Below are 14441 nucleotides of genomic sequence, written 5' to 3'. Positions count from 1 at the left end.
CATGAACAGGATTTTTCTCGCATCGCTGCTGTCCGGCGCGATGCTGCTGGCCGCCTGCCAGGCACAGCCGCCGGCAGACCAGGTGGCCGATGCCGCCGCCCAGGGTGATGCGGCCGCAGTGGCCGTGGATACACCGGCAGCCGAGCCCGCTGCGGCACCCGGCGCCGAGGCGACCGACCCGCTGGCCACCGAACTGTTCAACCTGGTGGGGGATGCCGTTTGCGGTAAAACCTGCCCGCAGTACGACGCGCGTGTGGACAAGGCCTTCAGCGACATGCTGAACGACGCGGCGTCGCTCGGCGATGCGCGTCTGCGCGAGCGGATCGGCAGCGGCCCGCAGCCGCAGGGCGAGCGCATCCAGACCGCGGCCGGCGAACGCTGGCTCTACCGCGCCTGCCAGGCGCACCAGTGCAACCTGACCACCCTGGTGGCGCTGTATGACCCGGCCACTGGCCGCATGGCCGGTCGCCTGGTCGACAAGTGTCAGGTGTATTGGCTGGGTACGCTGCCTGCCGAGGCGATGGATCGCATCAGTGAGCTGGCACCGGTGCAGATCAGCGACGAAGACTACACCGCGTTCTGCACCGGGAACTGACCATGGCAAAGGACCTGCAGGGATTCCTCAATGCGTTGTTCGCCTCCGAGGGCGGCGGCAACCTGTCGATCATCAACAAGTTCGGCTACGTGGGTAAGTACCAGTTCGGCGAAGACGCGCTGATGGACCTGGGCTACTTCAACCACGACGGCAAGAAGCACGAAAAAGACGGCAAGTTCTTCCAGGACTGGGACGGCACGTGGACCGGCAAGGACGGCGCCACCAGCCTGCAGGTGTTCCGCAACAGCGAGGCCATCCAGGACAAGGCGGGCCAGGCCTGGGTGCGGCGGCTGTGCAGCATGGGCCGGAAGTATGGCGCGCACGCGTACATCGGGCAGACCATCGGCGGAGTGCTGGTCACCGAATCAGGGATCATCGCCGCGGCCCACCTGAAGGGTTACGGCACGGTCACGCCCAAGGACGGCAAATACAAGACCCCGGCGGTGATGGCGTTCCTGAAGACCGGCGGGGCGATCAATGCCACCGACGCCTTCGGTACCTCGGTGGGCAAGTACATGGCCAAGTTCGCCGGCTATGCGCTGGGCTGCTGCGAGCCGGTGGAGGTGCAGCAGCCCTGGTCGTATCCGTTTCCGCCGCAGGGCAAGACCACCGCGCTCGATGGTGCCGCGTACATCGGCTTGCCGGCGCTGCAGGGCGCGTTGAGCAAGGCCGACGACGGGTTCTTCCCGATCGGCGCCAGCGGCCTGTGGCATGGCGGCATCCATTTTGATGCAGGCACCGGCACCGTGCTGAACCAGACCGATGGCGTGCGCTGCATCAAGGATGGCGAGATCGTCGCCTACATGGTGAACCGCAAGTACCCCGAAATCACCTTCCCGAAGGTGCAGCGCAGCGCCGCGTATTCGTCCGGCTTCGCGCTGGTGCGGCACCGCATCGAGCTGCCGCCCAATGCCGAGTCGCTGTTCAAGGCCGAGGCCGAGAAGAACGCGCCCAAGACCTGCACGCCCGACAATCCGTCCGGCGGTGTTGCCGCCGCGGGCGCCGCAGGGGCGACCACCGGTGCTGCGGCGGCAGCGGCGCCGGGCACGGCAAAGAAGGAACCGGACACGGCGGATGCGCCCAAGCCGCGTGATCCGGGCATGCAGATGGTGTTCTACAGCCTGTACATGCACCTGCTGGACTTCCAGGGCTACGAAGAGAATCCCAAGCGTGCCCGGCCGGCGTACTGGGATGCCAGCAACGAGTTCGTCGTGGGCGAGCGCGCCAAGGACAAACAGGAGGTGCCGCCGCCCCCGGTGCAGGCCGCTGCGGAAGCGCCGGCCGAGGTGGAAGAGGTGGGCTGCGATTGCGGCCACGGTATCTCCAGCGAAGCCAATGAACTGCTCGGGTTCTTCCCACCCGAGACCAAGGAATGGGACAACGTGACGTCCGAGGAGCTGGTCCATGAGTGACGCCGCCGCGCCGATCATCGGCCTGAACATCCGCAAGGAGGCCAGCGGCAAGAGCGCCCGCATCGGGCTGCTGCCGCGTGATGCCCGCATCACGGTGAAGAACCGCGGCGACAAGTGGGCGCAGATCGACCGCATCCTGGAAGGTGAGATCGCGCCGGTGCGTCCGGGTGAGGCGGTGGATCCGGCGGCCGCGCAGGGCTGGGTGTTCCTGTCCGAGCTGGACCCCGGCCCCAAGGCGCCGCTTACGCTGGACCAGGTGGTGATTCCGGAGAAGCCCATTCCGGTCAGTGCCGGTGCGCTGCTCGGCCACGTGGGCGAGTACCAGCAGTACGTGGATGCCCAGCCGCGCGCCAAGCGTGGCTGGCGACAGATGGTGCACATCGAGACCTTTGCCGGTAATGACCTGCCGGTGTTCGTCAAGACGGCGCGCAAGTATGCGTCGCTGCTGCCGCCCAACACCGGCTCGCTGTTCCTGATCGACAAGGGGGCCAAGCTCAAGCTGCCGGTGCCGCACGACACCACCTGGCCGGCCGATACGCGACTTGTGCAGGGCAAGGACGGCGCGATTGGTCCGTGGGCGAAGATCCAGAAGGCGGGCCTGGTGGTGATGGACCGCGAGGCATTGGGCGCCTACTCATCCAAGAGCAAGCGCTACGCCAAGGCGCCCGACGCCGAATGGACCGGCTGGTTCGTCGGCCCGGCCGATACCGACCGCACCCTGGACGAAAAGCTGGCCAAGAAGCTGAACTACAAGCGGCGCGAGATGCGCATGCCGCAGGGTGACGCGGTGTGGGTGGAGCGTGCGGCGCTGGTGTCGTGCGGTGCCGACGGCATGAAAGTGTGGAAGAAGTTCCCGTTGCGGCTGGATGGCCCCGATGCCGGTGGTGAAGCCGCCTTTGCCCGCGTGATGACCCGCGCCGAGCTGGAGAAGAACCCGCCGGCAGACCGCGTTGTCGACGCCGATGGCAAGCCGTGGTGGCGTGTATCGGTGCGCAGCCAGAATGCTGGCAAGATCCACGTCGGCTGGGTCTGCGAAAGCGGCATGCCGAAGGTCGGCTGGCAGTCGCCGTGGGCGTGGCCGGGCTTCGATTGGGTGGAAGAGGGCCAGATCCAGCCGGTGGACATGCTGTCGGCCTCGCTGGTGAACATGGGCGCGCTGCGCGCAGATGAGGTCACCGACTACAAGATGCGCGCCGACAAGGTCGACCAGAGCGCGCTGGTCAAGAAGCTCTATGAGCAGCTGGACACCGACAAGAGCGGCTACCTGTCCAAGGCCGAGCTGCGCACGGCGATGGAACAGCCGCTGATGGCCCAGGCCATGAGCCGGATGATCGCCAAGTACGAAAGCGAATGGGGCGGCAGCGACGCCAAGTGGGACGCGTTGGATCCGCTGATGCTGGGTGGCCAGCCCGAGTGGAGCGCCGAGAAGCTGCGCATCAAGCATCTGCGCTGGTGGGACAAGGTACAGCCGAAGGTGCCCGGCTTCCCGGTGTCGCCCGAGGTGTACCACATCCACCCGATCGCGCTGCTCAACAATTTCTATTCGCCGCTGGGCGAGGCCAATGCCGCGGCCACCGATGGCGGTGCCACCAGCAAGAGCGGCAAGCACTGGCATGGCCGGTTCCTGCAGAGTGCCAAGGTGGCCGACCTCAAGTCGCCGTTCCGCGAGGGCGCCAGCAGCTTCATCGCGGCGATGAAGGCCGGTGGCATCGATGTGATCATCAACACCACCCTGCGTCCGCCGCAGCGCTCCTACCTGATGTACTACGCACGCGAAGTGGTGCAGGGGCTGGCCCCGGGCAAGGTACCCAAGTTCGTGCCGCAGAATGGCGACGAACCGGTCAACATCGATTGGGAGCACCTGGACGCCAACGGCAAGCCGGACCTGGACGCGGCCAAAAAGGGCGCGCGTGAGATGGACCAGGCGTATGGGGCCGCTGGTGCGATCGGCAAGCCCTACAGTTCCAACCACAACGGGGGCGAGGCGATCGACATGAAGTTCGATCCCCCGTGGGGCATCGGCAAGACCGTCAAGAACGCCAGTGGCGTGTCGGTGGCCATTACCAGCAAGCGCGACCTGCAGGAAGTAGGCGCCACGTACAAGGTCTATCACTGGACCTACTACGGCCCCAAGAACAAGGTCGACGAACCGCATTGGTCCAAAACAGGTAATTGAGCATGTCCATGAAAGGCGCCATCGCTGCTGTGTTTTCCCTGCTTGCCGTCGCTGGCAGCGCCCACGCGGCCGGGCCGTCCGCGGGCGGCTGGCGCAGCCTGCCGATCGGGCCGGCGTATTCGGTGTCCGAACAGCGCAGCGCGTTCGTGATGTTGCCCGCCGATGCTGGCAAAGGCAGCCGTTTCACGGTGATGGACCTGACCCGGGGGCAGCCGGTCTGCTGCCTGGAGGTCTCCAGCCCGCGGCTGCAGCAGGCCACCCTGGAGCATTCCTACCAGGTGCCCAGGGTGTGGGCATCGGATCTGACCAGTGGGCTGGACAATGGCGCCAGCGGGGCATCGCACGTGTTCGCCGCGCGCCCGGTGGGTCGCCTGCTGGGCTACCGGTTCGAGGGGCATTTCACCGAGAGCGGCGAATGGGGCGGCCTGTTGCTGCCGGCCGATGCACAGGCGGCGGGTGCGGGCAAGGTGAGCTTCGGCGGTGCTACCTACACGGTGGTCCGCACCGTGGACACGTTGCCCGACGATGACGGCGGGCTGGAAACCTACCGCCTCACGCCTGAAACCGGTGGCGCGGCGCAGACGGTCGACGTACGCTTCGGCACCAATTGATCCTCCCGCGCCGCTGACGCATAGTGGCGGCGCTTTCAACACTGGACCCACACCCATGCAGGGCAGAAACATCACGCAGGCGCTGCTGTTGGCGCTGGGGCTTTCCGTTGCCCTGGATGCCGCGGCACAGGGCGCGACCACGGCCCCGGTCTTTGGCGGCTGGCGCAACCTGCACTCGGCCAATGGGGTCGAGCCGGCACAGGACGACCTGGCGTTTGCGATGCTGCCGACGAGCGCGGCCAAAGGCACGCGCTTTGCCATCCTGGACCGGGAAGCCAAGCGCGTGGTGTGCTGCATGGTGGTGAGCAGCGACCGGCTGGACGCGGGCGTGCTGGAATCGCAGTACCGCCTGCCCGGCGTCTGGGTGTCGGACCTGCTCAATGAAGGCAACGACACCCCGCCGCCCTACGAACCGCGCGTGTACGAAATGAAACGTGACGGTGCACTGGCCACCTACGTTTTCCATGACGCGATCGAGGCCTACAGCGACCTGGGTGGGCTGCTGCTGCCTCCGGGTGCCAGCATCGATGCCGCCGGCACGGTCAAGACCGGCAGCCGCAGCTACACGCTGCAGTTCCAGACGACCACCTTCACCGACGAAGATGGCTCGCTGGATCGCTTCACCCTGCGCCCGGTGGGGTCGCCCGGAGCCCCCGTCGTGGTTGAGGTTCCCTACGCGACCTACTGAGTACGTTGGCGGCACGTTGACGTAGTTTTAACGGGCGCTGCCTTGCGTAGCGTGCGTGTTGGTTTTGCATCTGCTACCGTCGGATCACAGGGGATGGAAGCGACACCGGCGATGCCGGTGCCGCGCGAGCCAAGGTGAGCCATGGAAGCAATGCGGAACCTGATGACACAGGCGGCCCGGTTGTTGGATGGGGAACGTCTGTACCGGATGCAGTTGCCGGATGCGCCGATGGTGCTGGTGGACCGCTGGCAGGGTGAAGAACAGCTCTCGCACGGGTTCCGCTACGAGGTACTGCTGTTGGCGCTCGATGCCGACCTGCCCCTGGAGACGTGGCTGGGCAGCGCTGCCTGCCTGCAGACCCGGCTGGCCGATGGTCGCTGGCTGCCCCGGCATGGCCTCATCACCGAAGCGCACCTGCTGGCGGACGATGGCGGCCTGGCGCGCTACCGCGTGGTGCTGCGTGACGCCAGTTGCCGGTTGGAGTACGGCCGCCGCAGCCGCGTATTCCAGAACATGGACGTGCAGCAGATCGTCGACACCGTATTGGGCGACCACGCTGGCCAGCTGCTGTGGCGCTGGAGCGGGGAAGCGGCGGATTTTCTCAAGGGCGCGCGACCGCGCAGCTACTGCGTGCAATATCGCGAGACCGACCTGGCCTTCATCCAGCGACTGCTTGCCGAAGAAGGGCTGGGCTGGCGGGTGGAAGACAGCGGGCAGGATCCAGGTGGCCACGTGCTGGTGCTGTTTGCCGATGTGGCCGCGCAGGCACAGGACCCGGTGTCGCAGGCGGGCGGCGGGGTGCGTTTCCACCGTGCCGATGCCACCGAAGCCGATGACACCGTGCAGGCCGTTGGCCGCCGGCGTCGCCTGGGCGCCCAGCGCCTGACGCTGCACAGTGATGATTACAAGGCCAGCCGTTCGCTCGCCGCCGGCGTGCCGTTGGAAGGCGGCGGCCAAGGGGAGGCGCGTGAGGTCTATGACCCGTCCGGTGCCTACAGCTTTGCCGACAGTGTGGAAGCGGATCGTTACGCCGGGCTGATGGCCCAGGCGGGCGAGGCGCAGGCCCAGCAGTGGCAGGGGCGTAGCACGCTGCGCAGCGCCACGGCCGGCCAGTGGATGACGGTGACCGGGTTGCCCGGGAACGCGCCTGCCGAACTCGTGTTGACCCGGGTGCGGCATGTGGGAATCAACAATTTGCCGGTGGACCTGCGCGAGGCACTTGCAGGGCTTCAGCCGGTGGACGCCGCCGAGGCGTCCGCAGACAGTTCCGGGGCCGCACAGACGCACGGCTACACCAATACCTTCGACGCCCAGGCACGCGACCTGGCCTGGCGGCCGGTGTTGTTCGACGACAGTGGTGCGCGACTGAACCCGCGGCCGTTGGCACCGGGCTACCAGACGGCCGTGGTGGTGGCCGCGCCCGGGGTCAGCACGGAGGGCGCGCGCGACGTGCATGCCGACAGCCTCGGGCGGATCCGGGTTCGTTTCCATTTCCAGAGCGCGGCGGGCGCGAGTGCCGACAGCACCTGGCTGCGCGTGGCCCAGCGCTATGCGGGGCCGGGCGTTGGCAGCCAGTTCGTGCCGCGCGTGGGGCAGGAGGTCCTGGTGGGCTTCCTGGAGGGCGACATCGATCGTCCGGTGGTACTGGGCAGCCTCTACAACGGCCAGGGTGAGGCCGGTACCGTGCCGACCCCGGGCGGCCGCAGCGCCGAGGCCGATACCAGTGCCTATGCGCAGGCCGGCGATGCCGTGGCCAGCGCGCAGGGCAACCTCAGCGGCGGCCATGCGCCGGCCTGGCACGCCGCCGGCGGCGGTGAGGATGCGCATCGACATGCCGGGGCGATGTGGGGCGTGCAGTCCCGCGAGTGGGGCGGGCAGGGTTACAGCCGCCTGCTGTTCGACGACAGCGATGCCCAGCTGCGGCTGCAGCTGGCGACCACGCAGGCGTCCAGCGGCCTGAGCCTGGGCCATCTGGTCCACCAGGCCGACAACTACCGCGGCAGCCTGCGCGGCGAAGGGTTTGAACTGCGCAGCGATGCCTGGGGCAGCGTGCGTGGGCAGGCCGGGCTGTGGCTCAGTGCCTATGCGGGCGCTACCAGCGCCGCGGGCACCGCCTCGGCGCCGGTCGCCCTGCTGACCCAGCTGGATACGCTGGGCAGTACGTTTGCGGTGGCCGCCGGCACGCATCAAACGGTGCGTCTGGCCGACAGTGAAGGCGTGCTGCGCCCGGCGCACTCCCGGCTGGTGACCGATGCCGCGCCGCTGCAGGCGTTGCTGCGCAGCACCCGTACCGCGGTAACGGGCGCGGCTTACCCCGATGCGCGTGGGGCCGCCCCGGACCGCGATGCCGCGGCCGGCGACGGCCGCGTGCCGCACACCGGCGACCCGTTGCTGGGCATCGCCGCACCCGCGGGCATCGCGCACGTGGCCGGGCAGTCGCTGCAGTGGGCGCAGGGCGAGACGCTCACCTTGGGCAGCGGCCTGGCCAGCGAAACCGTGGTGATGGGCCAGGCACGCTGGCACAGCCGCCAGGCGCTGGGCGTGCTTGCGGCGGCGCGCACCGGTAAAGGTGCGCAGGCCACTACGCTGAGCGTGGTCAGCGGCACCGGGACGCTGGAACTGCTGGCGCAGAATGACGAGATCCGGGTGCAGTCGCAGGCGGCGCTGCACGGCGCCAGCGCCCAGGCCGCGCTGGAACTGGCCGCCGGGCGCACGCTCCATGTGGCCACGGCCGGTGGTGCCAGTCTCACCATCGAACAGGGCAACATCACCTTCACCGCGCCGGGCACCATCACCGTGCATGCGGCGCGCAAGTCGTTCCAACCCGGCGGCAGCGGCAACTATCCGCTGCCGGTGTTCCCGCAGTCGGTGTGCAAGGAATGCCTGCTGTTGGCCGCGCAGCGTGCCGCGCCGTTGACCCCGAAGGGCTGATCCATGGTGCCGACGACCTTCCCGCGCACGCAGTGGCAGCCCTTGGCGACGGGGCTGCATCGCTATCTACTGCTCGACGGCGCCCAGTGCGATGCACCACAGGCCGTGCTGCAGTTCCTGCCGCATGCGGCGTCGCGCCTGTTCGATGGGCTGCTGGCCGATGGCAGCGCCGATACCTCGGTGTATCTGTCCCGGCTGCCCCCTGAGCTGCCGGCGGAGGCCGTGCTGCTCCGCCTGGACGGCCATGCCAGGGCACTGGGAGCCGCCACGGTGATCGAGTCCGGGTTGACGCAGGACGTGCTGCTGCAGCGCCTGTCGCGCCGGCTGGATGCGCGGTACCCCAACGGCAAGGAATTCCTGGCCCGCTTCTACGACGGGCGCGTGCTGCCCTGGTGGGTGCAGGCGCTGGACCCCGAGCAGCGCGACGCCTTTCTCGCGGTGGGGGAGCGCTGGCATTACGTGACCCACGATCATCGCTGGGACACCCTGGCGCTAACCTGTCCGGCCATCGATCCGCACCTGCTGCCGTGGACGTTGGAAGCCGAGCAGCGTCGTGTGCTGATCGATTCCGCCTACCCCTATACCTTGATCGAGCACTACCAGCTGACCGATCCGGAACTGCTCGATCGCCTGCCATCGGCCAACTGGTACCGGTTCCTGCGCGGCGCGGTGGCGCTGGCCGCCCGGTTCGGCATCGAAGACAGCCGACGGGTGCTGATGGTGTGTACCTGGGCGTTGCTGGCTGGCGATGACCTGGCCGACGACCCGGCCTGGCAGCAGCGATTGCAGGACTTCGCCGATGGCCGCCGCACCGCAAAGCAGATCGGCGATGCGGTCTGGCCGATGGAGGAAAGCTGGTGATGCCGTCCCGTTCGTACACCGTTGGTCTGTTTCTCGTGGAGCGTGCATGTTGAGTCTGAAGTCGTTTACCTGGATCGCGCTCGCGGCGCTCGCCATCGTGCTGATCGGCGCGGGTTGCTCGCGTGCGATGGCCAAGAGCAAACCGAAGTCGCCGTACCTGACGCTGTTCGCGTTCAATTACAGCGACCGCTATCTGTACGACACGCGGGTGGATGGCAAGTGGATGGGCGGAATATCGGCCTATACCAACAGTGGTTCGGTGATGGGTCCGCTGGCGCCACGCACTGACAAACCGATCACGCTCAACGTCAGCTGGGAGCTGTCCGGCCGTTACGACCTGAAGTCCAATACGTATGAGAAGGTCGGACCACTGGAGCCGAGGTCGGCGCAGGTGACGGTGCGCCAGCCGTATCCGGCCGACCCGCACACACTGCTGCTGCACTTCTACCAGGACGGTCACGTCGAGGCCGAACTGCTCGAGCGCGGCAAGGACCCCTGGGACCTGCGCCGCGAGAAGATCCCCGAGGGCCATATCGCGAACCAGGGCCTGTAAGTACGTGTTGCCCGTTCTCCAAGGAAGCCATCCGGTGCCCGCACCGGTAGATGAAGGAGTGCACTGCCGATGACCGCAACTGATCCCACTGCCATCCCCGGCCAGGTTGACCTGGAACCCGGCTCGCCCGAGCCGGTGGCCGACGCTGATCCCACGGCGCGCACTGCGCGGCTGGCCCGGGGTACCCGGCCGATGACCGATGCCGAGCGCCAGCAGCGGCAGGCCGCGCAGAGCTGCACGCTGCCCGAGAAGGAAGAGGCCACCACCGGCTGCAGCCAGTCGCTGCAGGTCACCATTTATTTCGATGGCACCGGCAACAACCGCGATGCCGAGATGGGCAAGCAGGAAAACGAACGCGCCCTGTCCAACATCGCCCGCCTATACAACGCCCGCATCGATGGCCACCGCAACGTGCTGTCCACGTACCTGGCCGGGGTCGGCACCCCGTGCCCGGAGGTGGGCGACAGCGGTGGCACGTTGGGCCTGGCGATCGGCAAGGGCGGGCGCGAGCGAATCGACCATGCGCTGGAGCAGCTGGATACCTTCATCTCCCAGCAGGCGGCGCAGATGCGTATCGTGGTGGTGAACGTGTCGGTGTTCGGCTTCTCCCGCGGCGCGGCGCAGGCCCGTGGGTTCATCCGCGACCTGGTGGCGCTGTGCAAGCGCCAGCCCGATGGCACCTGGATGTACAACAAAACCGTGCCGATGCGGATAGGGTTCGCCGGCCTGTACGACACGGTGGTGTCGGTGTGGCCGTCGCTGGCGCACGCCGCCGTCAATGCGGGCAACGGCCATAACGGCTGGGGCGAGGGTATGCGCATCCCGCCGATGGTGGTGCAGTCGGTGCACATGACCGCCGCGCACGAACTGCGTGGCCAGTTCCCGCTGGACTCCACCCGCGACGATGCACGCTATCCCGACAATACCCAGGAGATCTGGTATCCGGGCGTGCACTCCGACGTGGGCGGTGGCTACGATCCGCAGCACCAGGGGCGCCAGAACAGCATCGCGCGGTTCGCCCTGAACGAGATGTACGACATCGCCCTGGCCGGCGGCGTGCTGCTGCACCCGATGAGCCGGTTGGACCCGGAGGTTCTCGCGGAGTTCGACAAGTCCGATCCCGAGCTGCAGGCGGCGTACAACGCCTACCTGCAGGCGGTCCGGGTGAAGCGGGGGCGCATGGAAGACGTGCAGGCCGCGCACATGGAGCTGCTGCACCGCTGGTTGAAGGTGCGGGTGGCGCGCGGCGACAAGCTGCCGTCGATGCAGCGCCTGCAGGAGCGCCAGGATGCGCTGGATGCGGAGGTGAAGACCCTTCGCCGGCGCCGCGCGCAGCTGGGCGACCCGTATGCCCGCGATGGCGGTCCAAGCGACATGAGCAGCGAACAACTGGCCGAATGGAACCGGGTGTCCGATGAATTGAGCGCACGCAACGATGCGCTGTCGGAGGTCAAGAAGCAGCGCAAGGGCCTGGCCAGCGAGACCGACACCCTGGTCGGCAAGATGGTCAGCCTGCGTCGCAAGCGCGAGCGCGGCAAGCGGCTCACCTTGGCCGAGCGCACCATGCTCGATGCCTGGGACAACAAGCAGCTGCTGCCCGAAGCGGTGGAGACCTTCTTCGACGGCTACGGCCACGACTCGATCTCGCACTGGTTCATCGGCAACCTGGCGATGTGGCGGGTGCTGTACTTCGGCGATACCAAGTACAAGCCCGGCGACATCGAGGAGAGCGCTGCGGCGCCCCAGGCGGAGACCGAGCCCGCGTAAGGCCCGGTCCCTGAGGGCACGGGCAGCAGGGCGGTGCCGTGTCGCAGGGCGGTCAAAGGCGAGCGGGTACACTACGCGCCGAGCCGGCCCGGAGCGGGCCGGACGGTAGCCGTAGCCGAGTCCTGCCCGTGATCCACCGACTGTTCCTGCCCTGCGTCCTGCTGCTGTTGGCTGCCTGTGCCAGCGCACCCCCCCCGGCCAAGCCGCCGGTTAATCCCGATGCGCTGTGGGGGATCGTGCAGCGCGACTGCCGCCTGCAGGGACCGCCGCAGGGAAGCTGCGTGGCGGTCAACCCGCAAGCCGGACGCCGCGACGTGGTGCTGAAGGACTCGCACGGCCAGTATCAGTACCTGCTCCTGCCGCTGGACCGGGTGACCGGCATCGAAAGCCCGTTGCTTATGCGCACCGATGCGCCCAACTATTTCGCGGCCGCCTGGCAGGAGCGCTGGCGCACCGCACAGGCACTGGGGCGCCCGCTCCCACGGGAGGTCACCAGCCTGGCGCTGAACTCGCCGCACGGGCGCTCGCAGCACCAACTGCACATCCACGTGGACTGCCTGCGCGCCGATGTCCTCGCGCAGCTACAGCGCATGGGGCCGGGCATCCAGACGCGCTGGCAACCGCTGCCGGAGCCGCTGCGGGGCCACCGCTACCAGGCGCGGCGGGTGGCGGGGGAGACGTTGACGGTCGATCCGGTGCGGCTTCTGGCCAGCGAACTGGCCGGTGTGCAGGACCTCGGCCAGTGGTCGCTGGTGGTGGCGGGGGCCCACGCCAGTGATGGCAGCCCTGGGTTCCTGCTGCTGGCCACGCAGCTGGATGCAGCACAGGGCAACGATGCCAGCGGCGAAGAACTGCAGGACCATGCCTGTGCGGCAGTGACCGGCGCGCAGGACGCGCTCGACGGGGTGCGCTGAACTCTGCGCTATGCTGTTCGTTTACGACAGGATGCAGCACATGCCAGGGACGTTGCAGCGCAGGACCCGTTTTGCCGCCATGGCGGTGGTGTTGGCGGCCATCAGCAACGCAGCGGCGTCCGCACCGGTGCACGACCGTGCCGGCAACCGGCTGGAGGCGCTGATCGAGCAGCCCGCCGCGCAGGCGGGCGCTGAGGACGCGTCGGCACGCTTCTGCACGGCCGACCGGCAGTGGTGTGTGCGCACCGCCCGCGAGGGCGACGAGCGGGCGTCGCAGCTGGAGATCGAGCACCACCTGCCCGGTGCGGCCGAGCCCCATGCCTGGTTCATCCCGCTGGATACCGCCGGTGCCGACGCCACCGGCACCGATACGCCATGGCCGTTCATCGTGCGCCTGGCGCCCGGGGCCGACGCGGGGCAGAGGCCGACCGACCCGCAGCAGGCGGCCCTGGAAAACGTCCTGGTGGGCGTACAGCGCAGTGTGACGACGATGTACTCCGGCGGGGATGCCGGCGCGTCCACCCTGGTGCTGAGCCGTATCCGCCACATGGACGATGGCATCCAGATCGATCCGGACGTGCTGACGCTTCCCGCGGACGGCCACGCCATGATTCGTGCCTGCTTCGGTGAACAGGACACCGCCCGGCGCGCGGGCGCCTGCCATGACCAGTACAGCTTCGCCGGCGTGCTGCACCTGGACCCGGCCGGGGAGGGCATGCCGGTGCTGCGCTACACCACCACCGCCACCCGTTTCCCGGCAGGGGCGTCGCGGCTGCAGGATTCCCAGGCGCGCGCACCGCTGCGCAAGCAGGACCTGCGCACCCAGACCGACCGGACCTGCTCCTACCAGCGGGTGCTGCGCTTCGATGGCGGCCGCTACCAGCCGGATACGCCGCTGCCCGAGTGCAGCGAGTTCACCGCGCTCTAGGCGATGACCGCCGCGCCGGCTGCCCTCCATGCCTTCCGGCACGGCGCAAATCGTCATGGAGCCACGCTATAGTGACCGATCAATGCGGTGCCCGCTTTCGCGCCCGGGCTGTCTGGCGCGTCGTACCTGACCTATTCCATGACTGCTGAAACCACTACCCCTCCGGCGCAGGCCCAGGCCGCCGGCCCGCTGTTCTACCGCCAGCCGCTGCCGCTGCAATCGGACAAGCACGCCAATTGGCGCCTGGTGCAGGGCACCGTGGCCTTTGCGGCCGAAACCAATGCCATTCCGGCCGTGGTGGGCGAGTTCGGCCTGGCGGCCCAGCATTTCCCGATCCTGTTCACCGGCAAGGACGCTGCGCCGATCGTGGCCGTGGGCCTTGCCCGCAGCAACCTGTTCATCGACGGGGACAAGTGGGCCGAAGACACCTACGCCCCCGCCTACGTGCGCCGGTACCCGTTCGTGTTCATGCAGGCCGATACCAACGGTGACTACCTGCTGGCCATCGACGCCGAAGCCGAGCATGTCAACAAGGGCACCAGTGACGAAGGCGAGCCCCTGTTCGTGGACGGCAAGGCCACCGAACTGGTCGACAACGCCATGCGTTTCTGCGGCGATTTCACCCGCGAACACGAGGCAACCCGTCAGTTCACCGCGGCGATCCTGGCCCAGGACCTGCTGGTGGAGCGCAGCATCGATGTGACCCTGAACAACGGCGAGCAGATGTCGGTGAACGGGTTCCACGTGGTCGACGTGGAAAAGCTGTCCAAGCTGCCCGATGACATCGTGCTGGCCTGGCACCGCAATGGCTACCTGGCGCTGGTGCACCACCACCTCAGCTCGCTGTCGCGCTTCAACGCGCTGGTCCAGCGGCAGAGCCTGCAGGCCGCTGCCAAGGCCTGATCGCACCAGCCAGGGGGATGCATCACGACGGCGACCGCAGGGTCGCCGTTTTTGTTTGGTTCTTCGCCCCTCTGCGGGGCAGGCAAAAACGTTCCTTGACGC

General features: G+C 68.0%; 12 protein-coding genes. All 12 read left to right on the top strand.

Annotation, left to right across the window (positions count from 1 at the left end):
• The first annotated feature begins 1 nt into the window (after position 1).
• The 12 genes from GQ674_RS09855 (at position 2) to GQ674_RS09800 (ending at position 14339) form a co-directional block, all read left to right on the top strand.
• The gene (locus GQ674_RS09855; RefSeq protein ID WP_159496925.1) at positions 2–595 is read left to right on the top strand and encodes a hypothetical protein; all 594 of its coding nucleotides are present in this window, start codon (positions 2–4) and stop codon (positions 593–595) included.
• A 2-nt stretch (positions 596–597) separates the two neighbouring features.
• Positions 598–2007, top strand: coding sequence for a hypothetical protein (locus GQ674_RS09850; protein ID WP_159496924.1), 1410 nt, complete (start codon positions 598–600; stop codon positions 2005–2007).
• The gene (locus GQ674_RS09845; RefSeq protein WP_159496923.1) at positions 2000–4183 is read left to right on the top strand and encodes an SH3 domain-containing protein; all 2184 of its coding nucleotides are present in this window, start codon (positions 2000–2002) and stop codon (positions 4181–4183) included. The genes GQ674_RS09850 and GQ674_RS09845 overlap by 8 nt, the downstream gene beginning before the upstream one ends.
• An 8-nt stretch (positions 4184–4191) precedes the next feature.
• Entirely contained in the window at positions 4192–4794 is a 603-nt protein-coding gene (locus GQ674_RS09840; RefSeq protein WP_159496922.1) for a hypothetical protein, read from the top strand.
• Between the two features lie 55 nt (positions 4795–4849).
• Positions 4850–5482 (top strand): decarboxylase, encoded by a 633-nt coding sequence (locus GQ674_RS09835; protein WP_201290240.1) that lies wholly within the window; start codon positions 4850–4852, stop codon positions 5480–5482.
• Positions 5483–5623: 141 nt separating this feature from the next.
• A complete protein-coding gene (locus GQ674_RS09830) occupies positions 5624–8413 on the top strand; it encodes a type VI secretion system Vgr family protein (protein WP_159496921.1) in 2790 nt (929 codons plus the stop codon).
• Between the two features lie 3 nt (positions 8414–8416).
• Positions 8417–9274 carry a DUF4123 domain-containing protein gene (locus tag GQ674_RS09825; protein WP_159496920.1) on the top strand — a complete coding sequence of 286 codons (858 nt, stop codon included), beginning with the start codon at positions 8417–8419 and terminating at the stop codon, positions 9272–9274.
• A gap of 46 nt (positions 9275–9320) precedes the next feature.
• A complete protein-coding gene (locus GQ674_RS09820; RefSeq protein WP_159496919.1) occupies positions 9321–9827 on the top strand; it encodes a hypothetical protein in 507 nt (168 codons plus the stop codon).
• A gap of 69 nt (positions 9828–9896) precedes the next feature.
• On the top strand, positions 9897–11594 hold the full coding sequence (locus GQ674_RS09815) for a DUF2235 domain-containing protein (protein WP_159496918.1): 1698 nt from the start codon (positions 9897–9899) through the stop codon (positions 11592–11594).
• A gap of 128 nt (positions 11595–11722) precedes the next feature.
• Positions 11723–12508 (top strand): CDP-diacylglycerol diphosphatase, encoded by a 786-nt coding sequence (locus tag GQ674_RS09810; protein ID WP_236546250.1) that lies wholly within the window; start codon positions 11723–11725, stop codon positions 12506–12508.
• 40 nt (positions 12509–12548) lie between these two features.
• Positions 12549–13436, top strand: coding sequence for a hypothetical protein (locus GQ674_RS09805; RefSeq protein WP_159496917.1), 888 nt, complete (start codon positions 12549–12551; stop codon positions 13434–13436).
• 138 nt (positions 13437–13574) lie between these two features.
• Positions 13575–14339, top strand: coding sequence for a SapC family protein (locus GQ674_RS09800; protein ID WP_128095839.1), 765 nt, complete (start codon positions 13575–13577; stop codon positions 14337–14339).
• The last annotated feature ends 102 nt before the right edge of the window (positions 14340–14441 follow it).

Source organism: Stenotrophomonas sp. 364, from assembly GCF_009832905.1.
In the GTDB taxonomy this organism is placed as follows: Bacteria; Pseudomonadota; Gammaproteobacteria; order Xanthomonadales; family Xanthomonadaceae; genus Stenotrophomonas; species Stenotrophomonas maltophilia_AP.
This window is presented reverse-complemented; position numbering and strand designations above follow the sequence as displayed.